Raw genomic sequence first — 25,769 nt, forward strand, 5'->3', positions numbered from 1 at the left:
ACCGCTCGTTCACACGTTAACAACCTTCATCGCTTCGTCCCCGTAGTCGTTGATAACTTTGACGGCAATCTTGCCGGTCTGCGGAGGTTCGAACGGGAGGGAGACGGTACGGTACAGAGCCGCCCAGGCATCCGACTGTATGTCGGCCCGTAACGCCGTCTTTAGCTTCTTGTACGGGTCGTTGCCGCCAGTGAAGTAGCAGTGCCGAACGAAAAACGATGTCTCGTCATAATCGGTGTCGATCATCCACAGTGCGATCTGCCCGGTGTCGTTGCTGCGGACCACCCCGCTGGTGGGATCATAGACGTCGACCCCCTTGAGATCGACCACAAGCTTGCCATCGTCCACCTTGCGCACTTCGAAGTCGGGCTCTCCGAAAACGGTAAACAAGTTCGCCGAATCGGTCTTCTTGAGGTCTTCACCCATCAGCAGATCGGCGTTCATTCGGACCATCAGCACCTGGATGCGTCCCAGGCGGCGCTGGCCAGTCACATTCGCGAATCCTTCGTCGGAAGCGTCGACTGTGACTCCATCGTCCTCTGTGACCCCGGTGGCCTGCGGATCGAAGGCGAACGCGAGGACACACAATAGGTCAATGTCACCCGCCTTGATCGCTTCGCGCGCTGCGTCTCTGATAAATGCCGCGCCTACAGTGCCGTACTGCGGGCCGATCGCAAGCCCGATGCGCGCGCTGTCGGGGTCGTCGCGCCGCTCTCCGACCGCCTGGATGTAGGTGCCTGCGTAGGCATCAACCGACGCGAACTCGATCCGCTCACGACGCCTGCCGTTCTGGATGCCGGCCTTGGCCAGGTTGTCGAGGATGGTCTGCTCGAACGTGGGCGAATCCGGGTCGATCGCTGCCGCGGCTTCACTGATCGTCTCAACGGCGTAGTCATCCATTATTCCGCCGAAGGCCAAAGACCTGTGCGGCGACAGACTTTCGACGGTGAATCTTCCGGCGACCCGAACCTTGACTTTCTCCTCGTAGGGCTTGTCGTACAAGTACTCGTATTCGGCATGGCGCTTGATCGCCGCATCAATCTCCTCGCGCGTCATCCCTTCCTTGATGTCGGGATTGTTGGCGATCGACTTCAAGGTGATGTGCTGGACACGCTCGTAGACGAACCCGTGCCGAATGTCGTTGGTAACAGGCTCCGAGGAAGCCGGCTTCCCGGTTAGCTCCGCTTCTTTCCGACGGCCTTCCTTAGAGTCAGCCAGAAGGTAGTGCGGAAATCTTGCGCTCATCAGTCGCTGGCGGGCTAGTGCGAGGGCAACCCGCGAGGTGTCGATGGTGATCCACCGACGCCCCCACTGCTCGGCCACGAAAGCCGTTGTGCCACTGCCGCATGTCGGGTCCAGGACCAAGTCACCTGGGTCTGTGGTCATGAGTACGCAACGCTCGATCACCTTAGGTGAGGTTTGGACCACATATGTTTTCGCGTCGGCGTAACCACTGATTACGGTGTCGTCCCAAAGATTCGTGAATGGTACCCACGGAAAATCCGACTCGAGCCGAACATACCGCAATCGCTTACCAATCCCAACCAGACGGTTCGCGATCACGAGGCGATCTCGTCCTACTTTGTTGGTCTTCCAATGAGTGTTTGGCGGAAGACTCCACCTCTGACCATCGAACTCGTAGTCTTCGCTATCGCCAGTGACACCTGACGATGACATATCCCCCGGCATAAACCGCACGGCTCCGGTTGGGAGCGGGTCAACTCCAAGTCGTTCCTCCAAAGTAGCAGCGCGCATGACGCCATCGACGGTGTGTATCCGGGTGTACTGCTCTCGGAGGGTGCGGCTCGGCCGGGGCTTCAATAGGTTCCGATATTTTGCCAGTGGCCGATCTTTGGCATACCAGATCAACGAATCGCTGACAAGGTCAAGAAAGTCCGAGGCCCGCCCGCTCGTCGTAAAGTAGTTGATATGTGCGACGAAATTGTCACTGCCGAACACTTCATCCATCAGACACCGCACCAAATGCACATTCTCATCGCCGATCTGGACGAAGCACGACCCGGACTCGGTAAGTAGGTCGCGCGTAACAACCAACCGATCACGAAGGTAGGCCAGATACGAGTGGATGCCCAATTCCCAAGTGTCGCGGAATGCCTTGATTTGCTCGGCTTCTCGCACAAGATCTTCGAGCTTACCGTCTTTGACATCGCGGGTGCGCGCCGACACCTGCCAATTGGAGCCGAACTTGATTCCGTATGGCGGGTCGATGTAGATCATCTGCACCTTGCCCCGCAACGATTCTCGTTCGACGAGCGATGCCATGACGTTTAGCGAGTCACCAAGAATCATACGGTTGGCCCAATGCACCGGATGCTGGTAGAACTCGATCTGCGACAACTCGTCAAGTCCGTCGAAGTCGTCAAACAACGTCAACTCCGGCTCGTCTTCAGGCCGCTCGGCGGTACGGCGGAGGTTCTCGATCAGCACCTGAGGTTCGATCTTCTCCTGAATGTAGATTGGCGGAGCGTCGGCAGTGAGATCCGACGAGTCCTGCTTATCCTTTCCGCGCCACACTAGCTGCGGGTCCAGGCTCGGATCACGTTCGTAGTGCAGCTGTTTCGGCCTTGTCCACTCTGGATCGACGAAATCCTCGGCATCAGCTGTAGGAATATTGGTCCGGGTGTCGTAATGCTGGATCGCTCCAACAACGGTCGGTCCCACCGCTTTCTTACGCGCCACGGCGAGCCCTGAAGTCGAGCAAGTCCTCGTCCCCAATTATGGCGGCGTCGTTGTAGAGGTTGTCTATCGCGCCATTCAGCACATCGCGTACCGTGTTCATGTCGATCACTTCGACAAATCCCCAGCGCCCAAAACCGCCATGGTTGTTCACCGCGGGAACCCATTTCTCCTTCGCGGTGCGTGCCTTCTCCCGCGTTGGTCCAGGATCTTTTCGCCTGCCGGATACCTCGACGATCAGCGTGCGGTCAATGTCCTCGCCGTCGGCGCGGCGCAGGCGCAACAGGAAGTCGGGCACGTACGAATGCGTGCGGCCCAAATGGACGTAAGGGATGGCGAATCCAAGGTGGTCGTTCTTGACGTAAGCCGCCACACTGGGGTTGAGCTCACATTCCAGTGCGACGATTTGTTCCCAGGTGTTGCCATCGGCGCCGTCGTAAACGACATGGCTTACTTCAGACTTATCGGTTTCCGTATGCGCCTTGCGAGTGAGGAACCGAACGTCGCCGGTGCTGCCGACCGAGTCGAATGGTCGGAGCATGGCGCGCAGTCGGCCGCGTTGTGACCCGACCTGACGGACGATCGCCGCCATCAGGTCTTCCGCAGCCGAATTCTGTAACTCTGCGTTGGTCAGCAGGCAGCCGATGGTGCGCCCATCCCTGACTTCGACGCATTGCTTCACCCAACGAGAGCAGATCCGCGCCAGCTGCGGGAAGAGCCATGGGCGTCGATCGGAATTGAGCTCGAAGTGGCGGACGAGCAAGCATCGAGCCATGTGGAATGCCACTTCCTGCGGCCTGACATCCCGTAGTGCCGCTACCCGCTCGCTAACCCCGACAACGGGTGCCGTCTCGGTCCAGGTGGGCACTTCGTCCTCTCCAATCACAAACGGCCTAAGCGCGTCCAGATCGAGATGCAGTGGGTCATCCGGCAATTCGATGCGGTAACCGTCGAGCTTGGGGAACCAGATCCGCAGGTGTTCGCGCCCCCGTACGGCGTGGACCTCCAAAGCCGGACGTGCGGGCGGCGACTCCTTGATCGCCCGGTCGGATGGAATGAACGCGAACGGTATCCCATAAATGTTGGCGTATTCCGGTTCGAACAGCCCGTCATCGTTGGCAACGTAGGACCTGCGTCGCAACCCGCGCCCGACTACCTGTTCGCACAACAGTTGGCTGTTGAATGCGCGGATACCCAGGATGTGGGTAACGGTGTTGGCGTCCCATCCTTCGGTCAGCATGGCAACACTGACGACGCATCGGATCTCGGCGCCGAGCATCCCTGGTTTGCCGACTGTGTTCATCACCTCGCGCAGGATGTCCGCGTCGGTGAGTTTGTCGACGTCTGCGCCGGGATGATCCAGCCGGTATTGCGTTTTGAACGAAGTGATCTCAGCGGCGGCCGCTTCCTTGAAGTCACCCTTGAGCACTTCACCGCTTTCGAGCTGGGCAGAGTCGACCAAGATCGTCCGCGGCCGCGCCAAGAGGGTCCCGTCTTCGACGTTGCTGAACAGCGCCAGGTTGCCAGCCCGACGGACCAGTGCCCCGTCCACCTCGACGTCACGGCCCGCGATCCAGTCGTAAACCAACTTGGAGACAAGGGTATTCGGGCAGACAACGATAAACACCGGCGGTGTTTCGCCGAGCGACTCCCGGTTAGCCTCCCAATAGCGAAAGGCGCGCTGGTAGCTCGTATAGAGACTATTCAGCGCACCTTGCAGAACGCGAGGTGGATCCCACTCAGAATAGTGGGCTCCCTTGGACTTTCGCCTCGGCAGCTGATCGCCCACGTGTTGCCAGAGCATCAGATAGCTCACGAGATTGCCCGCGGCATCATCGTCGACCGGAATGCGCGGAACCTTCACGATCCCCGATTCGATGGCGTCCATCAGCGAGAAGTCGCTGACGGTCCAGCCGAAAATGAGACCCTCGGGGCGGCCAGACCCGGACAGGTAAAACGGTGTCGCGGATAGGTCATAGATCTGCTTGACGCCAACGCGGCTCGCAAGTGCCTGGATCCCGCGGAACCATACCCTCGCCTCTTCGTTGGCCTCGTCCTCTTCACGGGACAATCGATTGGCGACCGACCTTTCCTGATAACAATGGTGGGCTTCGTCATTGAGGATGACGATTTCGTTCTTTACCGTGGATCCGCTCATTCCGAGATCGCGCAGTACCCGGGCCACCACGGCGTCGGGACTCTCTTTAAACGGATCGTTGGGCTTGCTCGCTACCAAAAGCTTTCGCGTGTTGCTGCTTACGCCCTTCATCTCCTTGGCCATGCGCGGGAGGAAGGCGTGGTAGTTGGTGATTCCGATCACCGCGTGCTGCAGTGCGCCTAGCAGATCGGGCGGGATGAGATCGCGTTGTCGGTAATAGTTTTCAGGGTCGCCGGGTCGCAACACCCGTAGCCGGTCACGGATCGTGATGCCGGGAGTGATGACCAAGAACCGGTTGGTGAATCGCGAGTCGCGTGGCGCGTAGACCTTGTTGAGGGTATGCCAGGCGATCAGCATTGCCATCACAACGGTCTTTCCCGACCCGGTCGCCATCTTCATCGCGATCCGGGGAAGACCCGCGTTATGTTCGTCGTTGGCCTCGCCGAGGCGAACCCGCCAGTCGCTGTATCCGTGTCGGCCCGCGACCTCAGCCAGAAAGATCGCGGTCTCGGCAGCCTCGCGCTGGCAGAAAAGCACGCGATTTTCCCTTCGCGGGTCTGCCCAGTGCTGCATGAGTTTGCGGCTGATCGGTGTCGCTCGCTCATAGTCCCGACCACGCCATCGCTCTATTTCGCGACGCAGGTCGTTGATTAGAGTGTTGCGCTCGCGCCTTTCACCGGTGATGTCGAAGTCGAGGCGTTGCTGGACCCCGTCGCCATTGCGCCGGACCTTTCGGGTGGCCGGAATGGGGATGTACGACTCGCTAGGCCGACGCCCCGCCAGGATGACGCCCGTCGGACCGCTAGGACCAATCTCGAAATGCCGCGTCGGCGCCTCGTAAGGCGAATTCAGGATCGGGTTGGCGATCGGCTCAGCCAAGTCGCGCTCCCCTCGTCAGTTGCTCATTGCTGCCATCTATACATGGCACGACCGACACGGACGCATCCTAAGGCCATCTATAGATGGTCGACCAGAGGATTCGCCGTCGGCATGTTGCGGGAGTGCCGGAGTCTGCGATCGAGCGAGAGCTGGCGCGCGCACTCGGTCGAAAGTTGGCTGAACTCCGGCTAGAGCGGGGGTTGACGCAGGAGATCGTTGCTCAGTCCGCGGGTATCAGCCGCAACCACTACCAGTTGCTGGAGTATGGACTGGGCAAACGCAGCGACCGCAAGCCCGCGAATCCACGTTTGTCCACGCTTGTCGCGCTCAGCGAGGTCCTCGGCACCACGGTTCCGGAGCTAATCGACGCCGTGTTCGCGGGGTCAACCGACGCGGAATGATTTGCCGACGCATCCTGCGGGATCGGGCAAGCCGCATCGACTGTGAAGCTCGCGACGCGACACGCCGAGTGTGAGCGTAGCGTAGTTCACATTCGGTGGCGGCGACGGCGGCGCCATCGCGACCGGCGCGCCCTGAACCAGCCCAGCTACATCAGCTCCAGCCCGGCCAGATGCCGCTGAGCCAGATCGCGATAGGCCTGCGGATTGACGTTGACCCACATCTCCGCGCCCGTTCCTGCAATCGGCCCCTTGACCTTGGCGGGCGCGCCGACCACCAGCATCCCCGCCGGAATCTGGGTGCCCGCCACCACCAGCGCCCCGGCCGCCACCATGCAGCGAGCGCCGATCACCGCGCCGTCCAACACTGTGGCGTGGTTCGCAATCAGCGCCTCCTGCCCCACGTGCGCCCCGTGGATGCAACACAAATGCGCCACCGTCGCCCCCGGACCGATGTCAACCGGAATACCGGGCGGCGCGTGCAGCACCGCCCCGTCCTGCACATTGGCGCCCTCCCGCACCACCACCGGCGCGTAATCGCCGCGCAACACGGCGTTGAACCAGACCGACGCCCCCGCCTCAACCGTGACGTCACCGATCAGCGTCGCGGTCGGGGCGACAAAGGCGGTGGGATCAACTTTGGGCGCTCGACCCTCAAAGGCAAACATCGGCATCGTTTAGATATACGCCCACCACGCAAATCCCTTGGCCAGACCCGCCGTCGTTGCGCTTGCCAACCGAAAAACTGTAACGTGTTCTAGTTAGAGGCTTAGTGAGTTGGAGGTGACAGGTGAGTACCGACACAAATGGGGTCGGCATCCGGGAAATCGATTCCGGCACCTTGCCGACCAGGTATGCCCGCGGCTGGCATTGCCTCGGCGTCGCCAAGGACTTTCTAGATGGAAAACCTCACGGGGTAAATGCGTTCGGCACCAAGCTGGTGGTTTTCGCCGACTCACACGGGGACTTGAAGGTTCTCGACGGCTACTGCCGGCATATGGGCGGCGACCTGGCCGAGGGCACCATCAAAGGCGACGAAATCGCCTGCCCCTTCCACGACTGGCGCTGGGGTGGCGACGGCCGCTGCAAGTTGGTGCCGTACGCCAAGCGCACCCCCAGAATGGCGCGCACCCGGTCGTGGACGACGGATGTGCGCAGCGGTCTGCTGTTCGTCTGGCACGACCACGAAGGCAATCCACCCGACCCCGCGGTCAGGATTCCCGAGCTTGCCGAGGCCGCCAGCGACGAATGGACCGACTGGAGGTGGAACAGCATCCTCATCGAGGGATCCAACTGTCGCGACATCATCGACAACGTCACCGACATGGCGCACTTCTTCTACATCCATTTCGGTTTGCCGACGTACTTCAAGAACGTCTTCGAGGGCCACATCGCCTCGCAGTACTTGCACAACGTGGGCCGGCCCGATGTTGACGATCTAGGGACCTCCTACGGCGAAGCACACCTGGACTCCGAGGCGTCCTATTTTGGGCCGTCGTTCATGATCAATTGGCTGCACAACCGCTACGGCGACTACAAGGCCGAGTCGATTCTGATCAACTGCCACTACCCGGTCACCCAGAATTCCTTCATGCTGCAGTGGGGCGTCATCGTCGAAAAGCCCAAGGGGATGGACGAAAAGATGACCGACAAGCTGTCTCGGGTGTTCACCGACGGTGTCAGCAAGGGCTTCCTGCAGGACGTCGAGATCTGGAAACACAAGACCAGGATCGACAACCCGCTGTTGGTCGAGGAGGATGGCGCCGTCTACCAACTGCGTCGCTGGTATGAGCAGTTTTATGTAGATGTAGCCGACATCAAGCCAGAAATGGTGGAGCGCTTCGAAATTGAGGTCGACACCACACGTGCCAACGAATACTGGAACGCCGAGGTGGCCGAGAACCTGAAGGCAAAAGAAGCCGACGAAGTACCCGCCGAGCAACACTGACGGACATGTCCGACGATCAGGCAGTCCCTGACGTCGATTGGCTAGCCCGATCGATGCTGCTGTTGCACGGTGACCATCACGGCCACGACGATGCGCCCACGTCTAACGGCGGCTCCGGAACCTGGTCGAAATCAAGGGATTTCGCCGACGACCCGCAACGCGCCGCGGCCGTGCAAGCGGCCTCCCGCGCCGACCGCGAGCGCTACCTCACGGCGGGGCTGATGCCGGTGGACTGCCGCTTCTGCCATGTCACGGTGGCCGTCAAGAGGCTCGGGCCGGGTCACACCGCCGTGCAATGGAACACCGAGGCGTCGCAGCGTTGCGCGCACTTCGCCGAAGTGCGCGCCGGTGGCGGCGATACCGCACGCACCAAGGCGTGCCCGAGGCTCAGCGACAGCATCGAGCACGCCGTGGCCGAAGGCTACCTGGACGCCCGCGACCCCGACTAATCACATCAGCCCCATTGGCCTCTCTGCGTACGGGCACTCTTTTTGCCCGCCTCGTAGCGACAACGAATTTTTTGTCGCTACGAGGCGGGCGAACTGTGGGGTCACCAACGCAGAGACGCATGTGACAGCTGAGACCAATTACAGCCCGGCAAACCGCTCCTTGACGGTTTCGACGGTTAACCCGTAGTCGGCCAACGAGTACTTATGCTTGGGCGCGCGTGCACCGGTCTGGCTCTCGGCGTGAATCGTCGCCATGGCCCGTCGAGCTTCGTCGGTCAACGTAAGCCCGAAGTGCCGGTAGATGTCGGCCACCGTGCCCAGCGGGTCGGCAATCAGGTCGTGGTAGTCGACATCGTAGAATTGCGCCGGATTGTATTTGACGCGAGCGGTATTGAACCGCTCCAAACCGCGCGACCAGGTTTCCATTGCGTCAGCACCGATCTGGGCGCCAACGAACGTCGTCGACCACCCGTCGGTGGTGTGCTGGGCCAGCGAGCACATCGAGGCCATGATGGTTTCGACCGGCCGATGGGTCTGTATCACCAACGCATCGGGATAGGTCGACATCAGGGCGTCCAGCGCAAACAGGTGGCTGGGATTCTTGAGCACCCAACGCTTTTCGGCGTCATTGAGCCCGATCAGCTGCAGGTTGCGACGGTGCCGCCGATACGACGGTGTCCAGTCCTGGCGCGACAGCCATTGCGCGTAGCTGGGCAGGTGCGCCAGGGTCTCGTAGGAAACCGAATGCAACGACTGCCGAAGCAGCTGCCAACACTCCTCCAGCTCGTAGGCGGCCATGAAATGCAGGCCGGTGTAATCGGGATTCTCCTCGTGGTGCTGGGTGAACTGCGCGTCGAGCTGGCGGTACAACGGATTTGATTCCCACGTCTCGCGGGGTGGGCGCGGCTGCGGAAACTCGGCCAACCACATGTGCAAACCCTGATGCGCCGGGTCGGCGCCCAGTAGCCGGTGCAGCGCCGTAGTGCCGGTGCGCACCAAGCCGGTTACGAACATCGGCCGCTTGATGGCGACGTCGGCATGCTGCGGGTACTGCTTCCAGGCCGCTTCCGATAACAGCCTGGCCACCAGCGCACCGCGCAGGAAGAAGCGATTCATCTTGCTGCCCAACACCGTAAGACCGGCTTCCCGCTGGTAAGAGTCGAGCAGCACGCCCAAGGCTTCGCGGTAGTTGTCGTCGTCGGTTCCGAAGTCGTCGAGGCCCACCAACCTACTAGCCGAGGCGTGCAGTTCGTCAACGGTGGCCACATCGGTCCGCTCGGTTCGATGGGCCATCAGGTGTGGTACTCCCCGCAATTGACGTCCAGGGTTTGCCCGGTGATGCCGCTGGACAGATCGCTGGCGAGGAAGAGAATCGCCGACGCCACCTCGTCCTCGGTGGGCAGCCGCTTGAGGTCGGAGTTGGCCGCGGTGGCCTTATAGATCTGATCCACCGTGGTGCCGTACCTTCCGGCCTGATGCTCGAAGTAGGCCTTCAACGTATCGCCCCAAATATAGCCAGGCACAACCGAGTTCACCCGAATTCCTTTTTCGCCGAGTTCGGTGGCCAGCGATTGTGACATAGCCAGCAGGGCCGACTTGGCCATCTTGTAGGCACCGAATTTTGCCTGGGAGTGGCGGATCACCATGGAATTGACGTTGACCACGGATCCGTGCGCCTCAGCCAAAGCCGGGGTAAAGCCCTGGATGAGCCGTAACGCCCCCAGCGCGCTGAGCTCGATCGCATCACGGATGTGATGAAATGTGGTGCTGGCCAACGGTTTCATCGACGGCACCCGGAACGCGTTGTTGATCAGCACATCGACCTTGCCGTACGCCTCCAACGTGGCGTCGACGAGATTGGTCACCTGGTCATCGTCGGTGATGTCGGTGGGCACCGTCACGGCTTGCCGCCCAATGTCGGTGATCTGCTTGGCGACATCGTCGAGACGGTCGGCACTACGAGCGGCCAGCACCAGGTCGGCACCGTCTCGCGCACACCGCTGTGCCAGCGTGGTGCCTAGCCCGGGGCCAACACCACTGATCACGACCACCTTCCGTTTCAGCATCCCGTCACCCCAGCATCCTGGCTGCAATTTGCTGCTGACGTACAGCAATTCGCGTGCGCCAATCGTCCTCGGAAATCTTGTTATACGGGAAATAAGGCAGCGCCTCTGGAATTGCGTCGAACTCCACCAGCTCGACGGTGGGCCCGTCGGCCTCGGTGAGTTGGCGGGATACCCGCTGCCAGCGGAACTGCAAGAACCCGCGGCGATGGCCGAGCGTTTCAACCCAGTTGGTTACACCCGGATTCTGGTCGGCGACGACGATGCGAACCTTGCCATCCGGATCCGCCTGGGCCTGAGTGTTATTCAGAGAGGTCTGGTGGTTGATGTAGTCCAGCGAGATGTACCACATACTGCCCAACTGGAAGCCCAGGTAAGGCGCATCGGAGACCGGCACCGTGATCACCAGCGCCTGATCGGGTCGCAGATCGAAATGCCCGGCCGACGAATACTGGGTCGACAGTCCGCCCGGAGTCAGCCTGGGCGCCACCATGGTGTTGACCGGGATGTTGAGATAAAACCACTGCGGGAACTGCAGCCACGTCTTCACCCGGTTGACAAGTTGCTTTCCGGCTGTGGCGTAACGCTTTTCGATGGTCTCGCGGGTCAGCGGTGGCGGCGCGGTGCCAGCGGTGTCCAGCCTGGAGATGGCCAGCGTGCCGCGTTGCTGTGACCAGTCGCCGTACACCTCGCGGATCACCAGTTGCCCGGGACTCGCGGGCCGCAGCCGCCACTCGAAGCTACCGTCGGCGGCGATGTCCAGTTCCCGGTCGTCGAACGCGACCTGGCTGGCAGGGACGTTGTCGTCGGTGTACTCGCCGCCGAGCAATTGGAAGCTCAGGTCGGTGGTGGTACCGCGTCTACCGGTGACCACATAGTCGCGGTCGGGCTGCACGCGGGTGCCGAAGTAGAGGGTGTCGGGGTTGTCGAGGGCCATCTTGGTGAACGGCCCGGTTCCCGACTGCAGGAACGGGTGGTCGCGCTCGTAGTCGAAAGCAAGGTGCATGCAGCCCGCGATGCACCCGGCCAGGTACTGCAGCCCTTCGAGTAGGTCGGCCTCGGTCTCGATGTGGGGGGCGGCGGCCACGAGATTCTCAGCCTCCGCGATCGCTGAGCTGAGCGGGCCGGAGACGGGACTAGAGAACACTCTTCGACGCTAGAACGTGTTCCTGTTTTGAGTCAACCGCGAACATTTGCGCGTGTCGTGGCGGCGCCCGCAAACGAGGCCCGCTCATTACGAAGCACCCCGGTTGGCCAGGGCTGCGTGTCGAGAACCCGCCACTGGTGCCAATTTTTGACGCCTACCAAGGGTCACACGCGGGGACGGACACTAACCCCAAACCGCTGAAGGCGCCGACCGATCGCGATAGCCTGCGAATCGCCAACCGGCCAGGACCCGGTTCACACCGTCAGGCCGCATGCAAAATCGAGGCTAGTGTCCGAAGCCGGATTGCGAATCTTCCGTATTGAAGCCGCCCGACGTGTTTGCGCCCGAGTTGTAAAAGCCGGTGCTTAACATGCCCGAATTCCCAATTCCCACGGTATTGGGGCCACGGTTGCCGATGCCCGCCGCGGCCTGGGCACTGAGCGCATTAAAGTAGCCAGTGTTGTTCGGCCCCGCATTTTGGATGCCTGAGCCGCCATCACCCGAGTTGAAGAAACCCGAGCTGCCAACGCCGGTATTGCCGAAGCCTGAATTCGGCCCAGGACCAGTGCCGATGAATCCAGCACCGGTATTGAGCGTGCCCGCGTTGAATACACCAGTGTTTGTGCTGCCAGAGTTGGCCCAGCCGGTATTGAATACACCTGAGTTAAAGTCGCCGGTATTGTAACCACCCGCGTTGAAATTGCCAGTATTGAGGACTCCCGCATTAAAGCTGCCCGCATTCAACTGGCCCGAATTCCCGAAGCCAAAGTTTGCTATGCCGGCACTTCCCCCGCCCGTATTCAGGACGCCGGCGTTTCCGAAGCCTGTGTTGAGGGAGCCCGAGTTCCCAAAGCCCGTGTTATGGCCACCCACGAAGCTGCCGAAACCAGTGCCGGAGTTTCCGATACCGACGTTTCCGCTAGCCGTGTTGCCAAAGCCGATGTTGTTGTCGCCGGAGTTGAAGAAGCCGACATTGCTTGTGCCCGAGTTGAACAAGCCAATGTTTCCGCTGCCCGAGTTCAGCCCGCCAGCGAAGTTGATGCCCACCTGGTTGTCACCGGTGAGCCCAATACCGAAATTGTTGTTGCCGGTGTTTCCGAAGCCAATGTTGCCCATGCCGGTGTTGCCGAAGCCCCAGTTCTGACCACCGGAATTCCCGGCGCCCACGTTGTTGCTCCCGCTGTTTCCGATGCCCATATTGCCTAGGCCGGTATTTCCGAAGCCGGTATTAGCGTTTCCGAAGTTGCCGCTGCCGACATTGTTATCGCCAAAGTTTCCGTTGCCGATATTTCCACTGCTCTTTCCAGCGCCAAAGTTTCCGTTACCGAAACCGAAGTTAGCGTTGCCATAATTGCCGCTGCCGACATTGTTGTTGCCGAAGTTGCCGCTGCCGATGTTTCCGTTGCTGGTCTCGGTAGTAATCGAGAAGCCGTTTCCGCTGCCGAAGTTAGAGTTGCCGAAGTTTCCGCTGCCCACGTTGAGGTCGCCCGTGTTGCCGCTGCCCAGATTCGAGTTACCGATATTGCCGACGCCCAAGTTGGGCAGATCCTGCAGCGCCTGCGCCCACGGCGTCAACTGCGCCGCCGCCGCCGACGCCCCAGCGTGATACCCGGCCATCGCCGCCACGTCAGCAGCCCACATCTCTTCGTACAGGCCCTCAATTTGAGCGATCGCGGGCGCGTTGAACCCGAACCAATTCGACAACACCAACTGCACCAACGCATTCCGGTTGGCCGCCACCAGTAGCGGCTGCACCGTCGCCGCCTGCGCCGCCTCGAAGACACTGGCCACCGCCCGGGCCTGCCCGGCCGCCCCCTCGGCTCGGGTGGCGGCCGCGCTCAAGAATCCCGCATACGGAGACGCCGCGGCCGCCATCGCCGCCGACGCCGCACCCTGCCACGCCTGACCGACCAACCCTGAGGTCAGCGACGAAAACGACGCGGCCGCAGACCCCAATTCCGAAGCCAATCCCTCCCACGCGGCCGCGGCCTCCAGCATCGGCACCGAGCCCGCACCAGAAAACATCCGCAGCGAATTGATCTCCGGCGGCAACATCGAATAGTTCATGAGACCCCGTCCGTAGTAAGCCTGACCACCCAACTACAGAACGTAGGACAGCCGGCGACGGACCATGTCGTTTTCCGCCGAATTCGACTGGACTGACCGCGCAAAGACAACTCAGTGCGTTACCGCGGCGCCACTGTCATGCTCGCGTTTGATTTCCAGAGCAATGTCGATAAGTTGGTCTTCTTGGCCGCCGATGAGCTTGCGCTGGCCAGCGCGGTACAACAACGCCGACGCGGGCACGCCGTAGCGTTCGGACTGACGGATGGCGTGCTTGAGGAAGCTCGAGTAGACCCCCGCGTATCCCATGATCAACGCGTTGCGGTCGAGTAGGCATTCGGCGGGCATGGCCGGGCGCACCACGTCCTCGGCGGCATCGGCAATGTCGAAGAAGTCGATGCCCGTCTTGACGCCGATCTTGTCGAACACCCCGATCAAGGCCTCGACCGGCGCATTGCCCGCACCGGCGCCAAACCTCCGGCAGGATCCGTCGATCTGCTTCGCCCCGGCGCGCACCGCCTCCACGGAGTTCGCCACCCCAAGCCCCAGGTTCTCGTGGCCATGGAAACCGACTTGCGCATCGTCGCCAAGCTCGGCAACCAGGGCCGAGACCCGGTCGGCCACACCGTCGAGCACCAGGGCTCCGGCGGAATCGACCACGTACACGCACTGGCACCCGGCGTCGGCCATGATGCGCGCTTGGGCGGCCAGCTTCTCCGGTGGAATGGTGTGAGACATCATCAAGAACCCGACGGTCTCCAGACCCAGCTCGCGGGCCAGCCCAAAGTGCTGGATCGACACGTCGGCCTCGGTGCAATGGGTTGCGATCCGGCAGATCGAGCCACCGTTGTCCTGCGCCTCTTTGATGTCCTCTTTGGTGCCCACCCCGGGCAGCATCAAGAATGCGATCCGGGCGTCGTGTGCCGTCTCGGCGGCGAGTTTGATCAGTTCCTGCTCGGGGGTCTTGGAGAACCCGTAGTTGAACGACGAGCCGCCCAGACCGTCGCCGTGGGTCACCTCGATCACGGGCACCCCCGCGGCGTCCAGAGCCGCCACGATGCCGCGGACCTCGTCTTTGGTGAATTGATGCCGCTTGTGGTGCGAACCGTCGCGCAACGACGTGTCGGTGATCCGCACGTCCCAAATGGTGGTCATCGCGTGCCTCCTACCGCCTCGGACAGCGTCTCTTTGGCGATCTCCTCGCCCACCTTGGTGGCCGCGGCAGTCATGATGTCGAGGTTGCCCGCATACGGCGGCAAGTAATCCCCGGCGCCCTCGACTTCGATGAACGTGGTAACCACGGCCCGACCCCCCGAGTTCATCGACGGCTCGTCGAACTGCGGCTCATTGAGCATCCGGTATCCCGGCACATAGGTCTGCACCTCGGCGACCACCTCGTGGATGGACTTGGCGATCGCGTCGCGGTCGGCGTCCTCGGGGATGGCACAGAAGATGGTGTCGCGCATGATCATCGGCGGCTCGGCCGGGTTCAAGATGATGATCGCCTTGCCGCGCGCAGACCCGCCGATGGTCTCCACACCGCGCGCGGTGGTCTTGGTGAACTCGTCGATGTTGGCCCGGGTGCCCGGTCCCGCAGAAACCGAGGCAACTGAAGCGACTATCTCGGCGTACGGCACGGTCACCACCCGAGAAACCGCGTACACGATGGGAATCGTCGCCTGTCCCCCGCAGGTGATCATGTTGACGTTCGGGGCGTCGAGGTGCTCGCGTAGGTTTGCCGGCGGGATCACCGGTGGGCCCACCGCGGCCGGCGTCAAGTCGATGGCGCGGATACCGGCCGCGGCATACTTCGGCGCCGCGTCCTTGTGCACGTAGGCACTGGTCGCTTCGAACACCAGGTCCGGCTTCTCCGGTTGCGCCAGCAGCCAGTCGACGCCTTCATGGGTGGTCTCCAGACCCAGCTGGCGGGCCCGCGCCAAGCCCTCACTCTTCGGGTCGATGCCCACCATCCAGCGCGGTTCCAGCCAGTCCGACCGCAGCAGCTTGTAGAGCAGGTCGGTGCTGATATTTCCCGACCCGACGATTGCCACACTTGCCTTAGACGGCATTCGAACGCTCCTTACTCAAACGACAAACGAACGGCGCCCAAGCCGGCGAATTCGGCGACAAACTCGTCGCCTGCCCGCGCGTCGACCGCGAAAGTGCACGATCCAGGTAACACGACGTCACCCTTTTTCAGCCGTACTCCGAAGCTATCCACCTTGCGCGATAACCAGGCCACCGCGGTGGCCGGATTGCCCAACACCGCATCGCTTCGGCCCTCGGCGATCAATTCGCCGTTGCGAGTCAGCTTCACATCGATCGCCTGGACGTCGATCTCTGTCGGTGGTACCCGCGCCGCACCCAGCACGAAACCCGCGGCCGCAGCGTTGTCGGCGATGGTGTCGCAGATCTTGATCTGCCAGTCCTTGATCCTGGTGTCGATGAGCTCGATCGACGGAACCAAGGCCTGCGTCGCGGCCAGCACGTCATCCTCGGTGCACCCGGAACCCGGAAGGTCATCGGAGAGAATGAAGCCAACCTCAACCTCCACCCGCGGATACAGATATTTCCCCGCCTTCACCGCAACGTCTTCAAACACCTGCATCTCATCGAGCAGATGCCCGTAGTCCGGCTCGTCTACGCCCATCATTTGCTGCATCACCTTTGACGACAGGCCCACCTTGTGACCGACCACCCGAGCACCCTCGGCGACCCGTTGCCGGATATTGATCAGCTGGATCTCGTAGGCATCGACGACGTCGATATCGGGGTGGGCGGCCGTCAACGGCCCGATCGGCTCGCGGCTCCGTTCGGCTTGCGCCAAGTCGGCGGCAAGCTCGTCGCGGGTCTCAACAGTGAGCATTTACCGGAAGTCCCCTCGCCCTAGACTGATACGTGTGACCGGGTCGGTAGCGCCCGACCCGGGCAATTCTATAACGTGTTCTACATGACAGCACAGGACGTCGACGTCGTCGTAGTCGGCAGCGGCGGCGCCGGCATGGTGGCAGCGCTCGCCGCCGCGCACCGAGGTCTCTCCACAGTCGTCATCGAGAAGGCTCCGCACTTCGGCGGTTCCACCGCGCGCTCCGGCGGCGGCGTTTGGATTCCCAACAACGAGGTCCTCAGGCGGGCCGGTGTGCGCGACACTCCTGAGGCGGCGCGGACCTACCTGCATGGCATCGTCGGCGATGTCGTCGAACCGGAGCGCATCGACACCTACCTCGACCGCGGGCCCGAGATGCTGTCATTCGTGCTGAAGCACACCCCATTGAAGATGTGCTGGGTGCCGGGCTATTCCGACTACTACCCCGAGGCGCCGGGCGGGCGCCCCCGCGGCCGTTCCATCGAGCCAAAGCCGTTCAACGCCCGCAAGCTTGGCGTAGATGAAGCCGGGCTCGAACCCGCGTATGGCAAGGTGCCGCTGAATGTGGTCGTGATGCAACAGGATTACGTGCGACTCAACCAGCTAAAGCGACACCCTCGAGGCGTGCTGCGTAGCCTGAAGGTCGGCGCCCGCACGATGTGGGCGAAGGCAACCGGCAAGAACCTGGTCGGCATGGGCCGAGCGCTCATCGGACCACTGCGGATCGGGCTGCAGCGTGCCGGGGTGCCGGTCGAGCTCAACACCGCACTCACCGACCTATATGTCGAGGACGGCGTGGTGCGCGGAGTCTATGTGCGAGACGCCGCCGCGCCCGAATCGACTGAGCCGCGGCTGATCCGGGCTCGACGGGGCGTCATCCTCGCCTGCGGCGGCTTCGAACACAACGAGCAGATGCGGGTCAAATATCAACGCGCGCCCATCACCACGGAGTGGACGGTCGGCGCCAAGGCTAATACCGGTGACGGCATTGTTGCCGGCGAAAAGCTCGGCGCCGCATTGGATCTCATGGAAGACGCGTGGTGGGGGCCAACGGTGCCGTTGGTGGGCGCGCCGTGGTTCGCGCTTTCGGAGCGCAACTCCCCCGGTTCGATCATCGTCAACATGTCCGGCAAGCGGTTCATGAACGAATCAATGCCCTACGTCGAAGCCTGCCACCACATGTACGGCGGCGAGTACGGCCAAGGCCCCGGTCCCGGCGAGAACATTCCCGCGTGGCTGGTGTTCGACCAACGGTACCGGGATCGTTACATCTTCGCGGGACTGCAGGCCGGACAACGCATTCCGCGCAAGTGGTTGGAGTCCGGCGTGATCATACAAGCCGACACGCTCAACGAGCTGGCCGACAAGGCTAGCCTGCCGGCAGACGAATTCGTCTCGACGGTAGAGCGTTTCAACGGCTACGCCCGATCGGGCGTTGACAAGGACTACGGGCGCGGGGAAAGCGCCTACGACAGGTACTACGGCGATCCGACCAACAAACCCAATCCCAACCTCGGCGCGATCAGCCACCCGCCCTACTACGCCGCCAAAATGGTGCCCGGAGATTTGGGCACGAAAGGCGGCATCCGCACCGACGTGCACGGGCGTGCCCTACGCGACGACGGCAGCATCATTGAAGGCCTTTACGCCGCAGGCAATGTCAGCGCCCCGGTGATGGGTCACACCTACCCAGGTCCGGGCGGCACCATAGGACCCGCAATGACTTTTGGGTACCTAGCGGCACTGCACATAGCGGAGAACTGCTGACATGCCCATCGATGTCGAAGTCGCGCTGGCCGCCGAGTTGGATCCCATCGAATTCTCTTGGTCCAGCACCGATGTACAGCTCTACCAATTGGGATTGGGCGCCGGCTCCGATCCGATGGACCCCCGCGAGCTGCGCTACCTGGTGGACGACACTCCCCAGGTGCTGCCGACGTTCGGCAACGTTGCCGCCACCTTCCACGCGACCAAGCCGCCGACCGTCCAGTTTCCCGGCATCGACATCGAGCTGAGCAAGGTGTTACACGCCTCGGAGCGGGTGGAAGTGCCTGCGCCGCTGCCGCCTTCGGGCTCAGCCCGGGCGGTCACCCGATTCACCGATATTTGGGACAAGGGCAAGGCGGCGGTGATCTGGAGCGAGACGACGGTGACGACCCCCGACGGCGCGCCGCTGTGGACGCAGAAGCGCTCCATCTTCGCCCGCGGCGAAGGCGGATTCGGCGGCGAGCGTGGGCCATCATCGTCGGATACGGCACCGGAGCGGGCGCCCGATCTAGAGCTTACGATGCCGATTTTGCCGCAGCAGGCGCTGCTGTACCGGCTCTGTGGCGACCGCAACCCGCTGCACTCGGATCCCGAATTCGCAGCTGCCGCAGGGTTTCCCGCGCCCATTCTGCATGGGCTGTGCACCTACGGCATGACGTGTAAAGCCATCACCGACGCGCTGCTGGACGGTGATGCCACAGCCGTCGCGGCCTACGGTGCGCGCTTTGCCGGTGTGGCATACCCAGGCGAAACGCTCACAGTAAGGGTATGGAAGGACGGCGGTCGCGTCATGGCCAGCGTTGTCGCGCCTTCGCGCGACAACGCTGTGGTGCTCAGCGGCGTCGAATTCACCCCGGTCTAGCCACACTCCCGGCCGCACACACGTATTCGGGCTGCTTACCGCTCGGCGAGCGGGGCTTGCCCGTCGGTACGACGGCCTATCCCTCGCCCCGTGTACCGCACGGTTTGCATCATGACAGCATCTGCATTGCTGCTACGACGCCGATATGCGTACCACAGTGACGCTGGATCCTGATGTTGTCGCCGCACTACAACGCTTCGCCAGGGAACCAGGAACGTCGTTCAAAGCGGCGCTGAACGACACTGTGCGGCGTGGATTGAGTGGCGAGCCCAATCGGCGGCGCTATCGCACACCGAGTCGCGACATGGGACTGCGGACGGGATTCGATATCGACAAGGCGTTAACGCTCGCCGCAGCAGACGAGGATACCGAGATCTTGCGTAAGCTTGCGCTTCGCAAATGAAACTGCTTGCGGCCCAGAAGTAGAGCGAGCAGGCGCAAAATCCCGCAAAACCACGAGGTTTTGGGGGATTTTGCGCCTGCTCGCGCCGCTAACCCAGGATCAACCCTGACGTCGGCACACCCGTCCCCGCGGTGACCAGCACGTGCTCCACGTCGGGCACCGGGTTCACCGAGGTACCCCGCAATTGCCGAACGCCCTCCGCGATGCCGTTCATGCCGTGGATGTAGGCCTCACCGAGTTGACCACCGTGCGTGTTGATGGGCAGCCGCCCGCCCACCTCGATCGCGCCGTCGGTAATAAAGTCCTTGGCCTCGCCGCGACCGCAAAACCCCAACTCCTCCAACTGAATCAGCGCGAACGGAGTGAAGTGGTCATACAAGACAGCGGTCTGAATGTCGGCGGGTGTCAGTCCCGACTGTTGCCACAGCTGCCGGCCTACCACACCCATCTCGGGTAAGCCGAGCTCCGGGCGGTAGTAGCTGACCATCGTGTACTGGTCGGGACTTGATCCCTGCGACGCAGCCTGGATCACCGCCGGACGATGCTTGAGGTCCCGCGCCCGCTCGACCGATGTCACCACGATCGCCACCGCGCCGTCGGTTTCCTGGCAGCAGTCCAGCAGCCGCAACGGCTCGGCGATCCACCGCGAATTCTGATGGTCGTCAATGGTTATCGGCTTCTCGTAAAAGTACGCCTTCGGGTTCTTGGCGGCGTGCTTACGATCGGCCACCGACACCGCGCCGAAGTCGCGGCTGGTAGCGCCCGACAGGTGCATGTACCGCCGGGCGATCATTGCGACTTGCGCGGCCGGCGTGGAAAGCCCGTGCGGGTACGAGAACGAATTGTCCACACCGGTCGAATCAGCGTTCTCCGTCAGCCGCGTCTGCACCTGGCCGAACCGCATGCCGGACCGCTCGTTGAAGGCCCGGTATGCCACCACCACGTCGGCCACGCCGGTGGCCACGGCCATCGCCGCGTGCTGGACGGTCGCGCACGCGGCGCCGCCGCCATAGTGGATCTTGGAAAAGAACTTCAGCTCGCCGATGCCCGCCGCGCGCGCGACGGCGATTTCGGTGTTGGTGTCCATCGTGAACGTGGTCAACCCGTCGACGTCAGATGGCGAAAGACCGGCGTCAGCAAGAGCGTCCAACACCGCCTCGGCCGCCAGCCGCAGCTCGCTGCGTCCGGAGTTCTTCGAAAAGTCGGTGGCGCCAATGCCGACAATGGCGGCTCGACCCGGCAACACTACGCATCCCCCATCGTCAGCGTCACCGTCGCAATGACATGATCGCCAAGGCTATTGCGGCCCAATACCTTTACCGTGATCAAGCCGTCCGCCACGGCGGTCACCTCGCCGGAAAACGTCACTGTGTCGTAGGCGTACCACGGCACGCCCAGCCGCAGCCCGATCGACTTGATCAACGCCGACGGCCCGGCCCAGTCGGTGACGTAGCGCTGCACCAGGCCGGTGTCGGTCAGGATGTTGACGAAAATATCCTTCGACCCCTTGGCAATGGCCTTGTCGCGGTCGTGGTGCACGTCCTGAAAGTCCCTGGTGGCCAGGGCCGTTGAGATGATGAACGTCGGATCCCCGTAGAGCTTGAGCTCGGGCAGTACGGTGCCAACAGCCGTCATTCGTCAGGCTCCCACGCGTAGAGGCTCCAGTCCGGAAAGTCAATATAGATTGCGCGGACCGGCATTCCGATCCGCACTTGCGCCGGATCGACATTACGCAATTCGCCCAGCATGCGTACGCCTTCCTCGAGCTCTACCAACGCAATCACGAAAGGTAAAGTGCGGCCAGGCACTTTCGGCGCATGGTGTACGACGAAGCTGAACACGGTGCCGCTGCCACTGGATACGACGTAGTCGATCGGCACCGACTTGTCCTGCCACACCGCCGGCACCGGCGGGTGCTGCAGGCTGCCGTCGGGCCGCTTCTGGATCCGCAGCTCGTGGGAGTTTACGCCTTCCCAGAAGAATGCTGTGTCACGCGACGACGACGGCCGCATCATCGTGTCCGGGTCAAGATCATCGGGAACAACCGGGCCAGACGATGCGGCCGGCTTGAACTTGAGGATACGCCAATTCATCTCGGCCACATCCTCGTCACCAACCCGCCACACGATGTGCTGGTTGATGAAATAGCCCTCGCCGAGAGCCGTTTGCTTGGGCCCCACTACGTCGCCCAGCTCGGCGGTGACGCTGACTTCCTCACCGGGCTGCAGATAGCGGTGATAGGTCTGCTCACAATTGGTGGCAACCACACCGATATAGCCCGCGTCGTCGAACAGCTTGATGATGGGTCCCAACGGATCGTCCTTCGGACGGACGCCGCCCAGCCCGAACATCGTCCACACCTGAATCATCGCCGGTGGGGCGACAATTCCCGGGTGACCGGCAGCGCGCGCGGCGGCCTGGTCCACATAGATGGGGTTGCGGTCGCCGATCGCCTCGACCCAGTTGTTGATCATCGGCTGGTTCACCGGATCCCGCGCTGCGCGCGGTTTGCTACTGCCCGCCGCCTTGATCTGAGCGACGGTCTCTTGAATGTCGGTCATCGTGGCACCCTCGGCACTTGGAGGCCAGAGGCCGCGATCATCTCACGCATTACTTCGTTCACACCCCCGCCGAATGTGATCACCAGATTGCGCTTGGTCTGGGAATCCAGCCAGCCCAGCAGCTCGGCGGTGTCCGGCTCGGCAGGGTTGCCGTACCTGCCGACGATCTCTTCCGCACGCCGACCTACGTACTGAACACGCTCGGTGCCAAAGACTTTCGTTGACGCGGCATCGGCGACGTTGATGTCCTCGCCCGCGGCGGCCACCTGCCAGTTGAGCAACTCGTTGATCCGCCACATGGCGTGGATTTCACCCAGCGCGCGCTTGACGTCGTCGTGGTCGATCGGTGTGAGCCCGTCCGCACCGGGCTTGGAAGCCCACCGGTGCACGCGGTCGTAGATGGCGGCGAACCGGCCCGCCGGACCGAGCATCACCCGCTCGTTGTTGAGCTGAGTGGTGATCAGTCGCCAGCCACCGTTCTCCTCGCCGACCAGCATGTCGGCCGGCACCCGCACATCGTTGTAGTAGGTGGCATTGGTGTGGTGGGCACCGTCGGAAAGGATGATTGGCGTCCAGGAGTATCCGGGATCCTTCGTGTCGACGATCAATATGGAAATGCCTTTGTGTTTCACGGCTTCCGGGTCGGTGCGGCAGGCGAGCCAGATGTAGTCGGCGTCATGAGCGCCCGTGGTGAAGACCTTCTGGCCATTGACGATGTACTCATCGCCATGACGCACCGCGGTGGTACGCAACGACGCCAGGTCGGTGCCCGCCTCCGGCTCCGTATAGCCAATCGCGAAATGCACCTCACCGGCCAGGATCGCCGGCAGGAACTTCTTCTTCTGCATCTCGCTGCCGTACACCTGCAGCGTTGGACCAACCGTCTGCAGCGTCACCGCGGGCAGTGGCACGTCGGCCCGATGAGCCTCGTTGACGAAGATCTGCTGCTCGATCGGGCCAAAACCCAGCCCGCCGAACTCTTTTGGCCATCCGACACCGAGCTTGCCGTCCCGGCCCATCCGCCGGATCACCGCGCGATAGGCGGCGCCGTGCCGATCCTTTTCCATCTCCTTTCGCTCGTCGGGCGAGATCAGATTCGAAAAGTATTGCCGCATCTCGGCTTGCAGCTGCCGCTGCTCGACAGTCAGGTCGATGAACATTGCGCTCCCACCAGCTCGCGGTCTCCGATGAGGTCCAGGCGCAGAGCGGGCCCACCCAGCAGCCGGGTCAGGTCCTTGATCGTGGAGTAGTACCGCGGCATTGGGTAGGTGATGTCCATGCCCATGCCGCCGTGCAAGTGGTGGCAGATCTGCATCGCCGGCGGGGCCTGCGACGTCAGCCAATAACCGAGGACATCCGAGTCGTCGGAAGCATCCCGGTCTTCGGCGAGCCGCCATATCACCGATTTGGACGCTAAATCGATGGTGCGCGAAGCGATATAGACCTCGGCGAGCTGCGCCGCCACGGTCTGAAAGGTCGACAACGGCTTGCCAAACTGCTTGCGGTTGGCCACGTAGTCGGCGGTCAACCGCAGCGCCCCGGCGACCAGCCCGGCGGCGTAGGCGCCAATCATCGCCAACGCCAACTGGTTAGCTCGACGCGCGCTAACACCCACCAAAACGTCGGAGCCAGGAACGGGCACGCCGTCGAACGAGACCACGTACTCGTCGGAATCATTCGACGTCGGCGTTTGGACCAGCTGCACACCGTCGGCCTTGGGTGACACCACCACGACCGCGTTGTCGGCCGTGACGATCATCCAATCCGCGGACTCGGCATATCCCACACCAATCTTGGTGCCCGACAACCTACCGCCCACGAAGGTCGTAGCGGGCCGGTCGGGCAATGCCGCACCCGGTTCATTGAGCGCCGCGGTCAACACCGCGCCCTTGGCCACTCCGGCCAGGTAGCGGTCCTGCTGCTCAGCCGACGCCAGATCAAGCAGCGGGACCACACCGAGGCCCAGCGTTGCCAGTGCCGGTGTGATAGCGCCGTGGCGCCCCACCTCGGTCAGCACCGTCCCCACCTCGGACAGCCCAACGCCGTCGCCGCCCAGGCGTTCGGGCACCGGCAACGCCGTCACGCCACCCTGGACAAGCGCCTCCCACGAGATGTCTCGCTCCATAACCGACGTGACGACATCGGCGACGGCTTGCTGTTCTGCGGAAAGGTCGAAATCCATTAGTGAGCAACCGGGCACTTGCCGCCGGTGTAGTCGACCTGCCAGTGCTTGATGCCATTGAGCCACCCCGACCGCAGCCGCTCGGGAGCCGAGATCGGCTTCAGGTCGGGCATGTGGTCGGCCACGGCGTTGAAGATCAGGTTTATCGTCATCCGGGCCAGGTTGGCGCCAATGCAGTAGTGCGCCCCGGTACCGCCGAAGCCGACATGCGGGTTGGGATTACGCAGGATGTTGAAGGTGTACGGATCCTCGAAGACCTCTTCGTCGAAATTGGCCGCGCGATAAAACAGCCCCACCCGCTGGCCCTTCTTGATTTGCACGCCGGAGAGCTCGTAGTCCTCCAGCGCGGTGCGCTGGAAACAGTTGATCGGGCTGGCCCAGCGCACGATCTCGTCGGCGGCGGTCTCCGGGCGCTCCCTCTTGAACAGCTCCCACTGGTCCGGGTGATCGGCGAACGCCATCATCCCCTGGGTGATGGAATTGCGGCTGGTCTCGTTACCCGCCACCGCGAGCATCACCACGAAGAAGCCGAACTCGTCGTCGGAGAGCTTTTCGCCGTCTATGTCGGCTTCGATCAGCGTTGTCACGATGTCGTCGCTCGGATTCTTCGCCCGCTCCTCGGCCATCTGCATCGCGTAGCCGATCAACTCTGCCGACGACATCTTCGGGTCGATATGCGAGTACTCCGGGTCCTCGTTCCCGGTCATTTCGTTCGACCAGTGGAACAGCTTGCCGCGGTCCTCCTGCGGCACGCCGAGCAAACCGGCGATTGCCTGCAGCGGCAGCTCACACGACACCTGCTCGACAAAGTCTCCGGAACCCGCGGCCGCCGCCGCTTTGGCGATCTGGTGGGCGCGCTCGCTGAGTTCGTCGTGCAGGCGTCCAATGGCTCGCGGCGTGAAACCGCGGGAGATGATCTTGCGCAGCCGGGTGTGGTGTGGTGCGTCCATGTTCAGCATGACGAACCGCTGGACCTCGATATCTTCCCTCGCGATGTCGTTGGGGAAGCGCGGGATCACCCCGTTCTCATAGCTGGAGAAGATGTCGCTGCGCCGCGAGACCTCCTTGACGTCGTTGAGTTTGGTAACCGCCCAGAAGCCGCCGTCGTGGAAGCCGCCACCGGTACCAGGCGCCTGTTCGTTCCACCAGATCGGTGCGGACGCCCGCAACTCGGCAAATTCTTCGACCGGCAGTCGCTCGGCATAGATATCCGGGTCGGTGAGATCGAACCCGGGCGGAAGATTGGGGCAGGGCACGCTACTTCTCCTTACTACAGTCCTCGTTGACCGGTGGGTCCCCGGACACTAGCTGTCCTAGTGATGCTC

General features: G+C 62.4%; 22 protein-coding genes. 6 read left to right on the forward strand and 16 right to left on the reverse strand.

What is annotated here, in order from left to right:
* Positions 1-9: 9 nt before the first annotated feature.
* Positions 10-2,700: a site-specific DNA-methyltransferase gene (locus AADZ78_RS24555; RefSeq protein ID WP_085251116.1), complete on the reverse strand. Its 2,691-nt coding sequence runs from the start codon at positions 2,698-2,700 to the stop codon at positions 10-12.
* Positions 2,690-5,734: a BPTD_3080 family restriction endonuclease gene (locus AADZ78_RS24560; RefSeq protein WP_085251117.1), complete on the reverse strand. Its 3,045-nt coding sequence runs from the start codon at positions 5,732-5,734 to the stop codon at positions 2,690-2,692. The genes AADZ78_RS24555 and AADZ78_RS24560 overlap by 11 nt, the downstream gene beginning before the upstream one ends.
* Before the next feature lie 83 nt (positions 5,735-5,817).
* Here AADZ78_RS24560 and AADZ78_RS24565 point away from each other — a divergent pair, with 83 nt between their 5' ends.
* A complete protein-coding gene (locus AADZ78_RS24565; protein ID WP_085251118.1) occupies positions 5,818-6,135 on the forward strand; it encodes a helix-turn-helix domain-containing protein in 318 nt (105 codons plus the stop codon).
* 146 nt (positions 6,136-6,281) lie between these two features.
* Here AADZ78_RS24565 and AADZ78_RS24570 read toward each other — a convergent pair whose 3' ends face one another.
* Entirely contained in the window at positions 6,282-6,806 is a 525-nt protein-coding gene (locus AADZ78_RS24570) for a gamma carbonic anhydrase family protein (RefSeq protein ID WP_085251119.1), read from the reverse strand.
* Positions 6,807-6,922: 116 nt separating this feature from the next.
* Between AADZ78_RS24570 and AADZ78_RS24575 the strand changes: the two genes are divergently transcribed.
* Positions 6,923-8,080: a Rieske 2Fe-2S domain-containing protein gene (locus AADZ78_RS24575; protein ID WP_085251120.1), complete on the forward strand. Its 1,158-nt coding sequence runs from the start codon at positions 6,923-6,925 to the stop codon at positions 8,078-8,080.
* A gap of 5 nt (positions 8,081-8,085) precedes the next feature.
* A complete protein-coding gene (locus tag AADZ78_RS24580; RefSeq protein WP_085251121.1) occupies positions 8,086-8,529 on the forward strand; it encodes a hypothetical protein in 444 nt (147 codons plus the stop codon).
* 138 nt (positions 8,530-8,667) lie between these two features.
* Here the strand turns inward: AADZ78_RS24580 and AADZ78_RS24585 are convergent, their stop codons facing one another.
* The 7 genes from AADZ78_RS24585 to AADZ78_RS24615 form a co-directional block, all read right to left on the reverse strand.
* Positions 8,668-9,822: a sulfotransferase family protein gene (locus AADZ78_RS24585; RefSeq protein ID WP_085251122.1), complete on the reverse strand. Its 1,155-nt coding sequence runs from the start codon at positions 9,820-9,822 to the stop codon at positions 8,668-8,670.
* Entirely contained in the window at positions 9,822-10,595 is a 774-nt protein-coding gene (locus tag AADZ78_RS24590) for an SDR family oxidoreductase (RefSeq protein ID WP_085251123.1), read from the reverse strand. The genes AADZ78_RS24585 and AADZ78_RS24590 overlap by 1 nt, the downstream gene beginning before the upstream one ends.
* A 4-nt stretch (positions 10,596-10,599) precedes the next feature.
* Positions 10,600-11,739 carry a hypothetical protein gene (locus AADZ78_RS24595; protein ID WP_085251124.1) on the reverse strand — a complete coding sequence of 380 codons (1,140 nt, stop codon included), beginning with the start codon at positions 11,737-11,739 and terminating at the stop codon, positions 10,600-10,602.
* A gap of 285 nt (positions 11,740-12,024) precedes the next feature.
* Positions 12,025-13,806, reverse strand: coding sequence for a PPE family protein (locus tag AADZ78_RS24600; RefSeq protein WP_085251125.1), 1,782 nt, complete (start codon positions 13,804-13,806; stop codon positions 12,025-12,027).
* A gap of 111 nt (positions 13,807-13,917) precedes the next feature.
* A complete protein-coding gene (gene dmpG, locus AADZ78_RS24605) occupies positions 13,918-14,958 on the reverse strand; it encodes a 4-hydroxy-2-oxovalerate aldolase (RefSeq protein ID WP_085251126.1) in 1,041 nt (346 codons plus the stop codon).
* Positions 14,955-15,872: an acetaldehyde dehydrogenase (acetylating) gene (locus AADZ78_RS24610; RefSeq protein WP_085251127.1), complete on the reverse strand. Its 918-nt coding sequence runs from the start codon at positions 15,870-15,872 to the stop codon at positions 14,955-14,957. Before AADZ78_RS24610 ends, dmpG begins: the two co-directional genes overlap by 4 nt.
* Positions 15,873-15,883: 11 nt before the next feature.
* A complete protein-coding gene (locus AADZ78_RS24615) occupies positions 15,884-16,669 on the reverse strand; it encodes a 2-keto-4-pentenoate hydratase (protein WP_085251128.1) in 786 nt (261 codons plus the stop codon).
* An 84-nt stretch (positions 16,670-16,753) separates the two neighbouring features.
* Between AADZ78_RS24615 and kstD the strand changes: the two genes are divergently transcribed.
* The 3 genes from kstD (at position 16,754) to AADZ78_RS24630 (ending at position 19,701) form a co-directional block, all read left to right on the forward strand.
* Entirely contained in the window at positions 16,754-18,436 is a 1,683-nt protein-coding gene (gene kstD / locus AADZ78_RS24620) for a 3-oxosteroid 1-dehydrogenase (RefSeq protein WP_085251201.1), read from the forward strand.
* Position 18,437: 1 nt separating this feature from the next.
* Positions 18,438-19,298, forward strand: coding sequence for a MaoC/PaaZ C-terminal domain-containing protein (locus tag AADZ78_RS24625; RefSeq protein WP_085251129.1), 861 nt, complete (start codon positions 18,438-18,440; stop codon positions 19,296-19,298).
* Positions 19,299-19,455: 157 nt separating this feature from the next.
* Entirely contained in the window at positions 19,456-19,701 is a 246-nt protein-coding gene (locus AADZ78_RS24630; protein ID WP_139828778.1) for an antitoxin, read from the forward strand.
* An 88-nt stretch (positions 19,702-19,789) separates the two neighbouring features.
* On the opposite strand, the gene AADZ78_RS24635 is transcribed toward AADZ78_RS24630, so the two are convergent.
* From AADZ78_RS24635 to AADZ78_RS24660, 6 genes are read right to left on the reverse strand one after another with little or no spacing between them, the layout of a single operon-like run.
* The gene (locus AADZ78_RS24635; RefSeq protein ID WP_085251131.1) at positions 19,790-20,947 is read right to left on the reverse strand and encodes a lipid-transfer protein; all 1,158 of its coding nucleotides are present in this window, start codon (positions 20,945-20,947) and stop codon (positions 19,790-19,792) included.
* Positions 20,947-21,336 carry a MaoC family dehydratase gene (locus tag AADZ78_RS24640; RefSeq protein ID WP_085251132.1) on the reverse strand — a complete coding sequence of 130 codons (390 nt, stop codon included), beginning with the start codon at positions 21,334-21,336 and terminating at the stop codon, positions 20,947-20,949. Before AADZ78_RS24640 ends, AADZ78_RS24635 begins: the two co-directional genes overlap by 1 nt.
* On the reverse strand, positions 21,333-22,262 hold the full coding sequence (locus tag AADZ78_RS24645; protein WP_085251133.1) for a bifunctional MaoC family dehydratase N-terminal/OB-fold nucleic acid binding domain-containing protein: 930 nt from the start codon (positions 22,260-22,262) through the stop codon (positions 21,333-21,335). The genes AADZ78_RS24640 and AADZ78_RS24645 overlap by 4 nt, the downstream gene beginning before the upstream one ends.
* Positions 22,259-23,422 carry an acyl-CoA dehydrogenase FadE29 gene (gene fadE29, locus AADZ78_RS24650; protein WP_085251134.1) on the reverse strand — a complete coding sequence of 388 codons (1,164 nt, stop codon included), beginning with the start codon at positions 23,420-23,422 and terminating at the stop codon, positions 22,259-22,261. Before fadE29 ends, AADZ78_RS24645 begins: the two co-directional genes overlap by 4 nt.
* Positions 23,407-24,444 carry an acyl-CoA dehydrogenase family protein gene (locus AADZ78_RS24655; RefSeq protein WP_085251135.1) on the reverse strand — a complete coding sequence of 346 codons (1,038 nt, stop codon included), beginning with the start codon at positions 24,442-24,444 and terminating at the stop codon, positions 23,407-23,409. The genes fadE29 and AADZ78_RS24655 overlap by 16 nt, the downstream gene beginning before the upstream one ends.
* Entirely contained in the window at positions 24,444-25,700 is a 1,257-nt protein-coding gene (locus tag AADZ78_RS24660; protein WP_085251136.1) for a cytochrome P450, read from the reverse strand. Before AADZ78_RS24660 ends, AADZ78_RS24655 begins: the two co-directional genes overlap by 1 nt.
* Between the last annotated feature and the right edge of the window lie 69 nt (positions 25,701-25,769).

The sequence above is a fragment of the Mycobacterium riyadhense genome (assembly GCF_963853645.1).
Taxonomy (GTDB): Bacteria; Actinomycetota; Actinomycetes; order Mycobacteriales; family Mycobacteriaceae; genus Mycobacterium; species Mycobacterium riyadhense.

Bases quoted from the DNA above. Each gene is read 5' to 3' on its own strand.
- AADZ78_RS24610 (WP_085251127.1), bottom strand. From the start codon at position 15,872: ATGCCGTCTAAGGCAAGTGTGGCAATCGTCGGGTCGGGAAATATCAGC.
- kstD (WP_085251201.1), top strand. From the start codon at position 16,754: ATGACAGCACAGGACGTCGACGTCGTCGTAGTCGGCAGCGGCGGCGCC.
- AADZ78_RS24580 (WP_085251121.1), top strand. From the start codon at position 8,086: ATGTCCGACGATCAGGCAGTCCCTGACGTCGATTGGCTAGCCCGATCG.
- fadE29 (WP_085251134.1), bottom strand. From the start codon at position 23,422: ATGTTCATCGACCTGACTGTCGAGCAGCGGCAGCTGCAAGCCGAGATG.
- AADZ78_RS24565 (WP_085251118.1), top strand. From the start codon at position 5,818: ATGGTCGACCAGAGGATTCGCCGTCGGCATGTTGCGGGAGTGCCGGAG.
- AADZ78_RS24645 (WP_085251133.1), bottom strand. From the start codon at position 22,262: ATGACCGACATTCAAGAGACCGTCGCTCAGATCAAGGCGGCGGGCAGT.
- dmpG (WP_085251126.1), bottom strand. From the start codon at position 14,958: ATGACCACCATTTGGGACGTGCGGATCACCGACACGTCGTTGCGCGAC.
- AADZ78_RS24640 (WP_085251132.1), bottom strand. From the start codon at position 21,336: ATGACGGCTGTTGGCACCGTACTGCCCGAGCTCAAGCTCTACGGGGAT.
- AADZ78_RS24615 (WP_085251128.1), bottom strand. From the start codon at position 16,669: ATGCTCACTGTTGAGACCCGCGACGAGCTTGCCGCCGACTTGGCGCAA.
- AADZ78_RS24625 (WP_085251129.1), top strand. From the start codon at position 18,438: ATGCCCATCGATGTCGAAGTCGCGCTGGCCGCCGAGTTGGATCCCATC.
- AADZ78_RS24570 (WP_085251119.1), bottom strand. From the start codon at position 6,806: ATGCCGATGTTTGCCTTTGAGGGTCGAGCGCCCAAAGTTGATCCCACC.
- AADZ78_RS24600 (WP_085251125.1), bottom strand. From the start codon at position 13,806: ATGAACTATTCGATGTTGCCGCCGGAGATCAATTCGCTGCGGATGTTT.
- AADZ78_RS24590 (WP_085251123.1), bottom strand. From the start codon at position 10,595: ATGCTGAAACGGAAGGTGGTCGTGATCAGTGGTGTTGGCCCCGGGCTA.
- AADZ78_RS24585 (WP_085251122.1), bottom strand. From the start codon at position 9,822: ATGGCCCATCGAACCGAGCGGACCGATGTGGCCACCGTTGACGAACTG.
- AADZ78_RS24655 (WP_085251135.1), bottom strand. From the start codon at position 24,444: ATGGATTTCGACCTTTCCGCAGAACAGCAAGCCGTCGCCGATGTCGTC.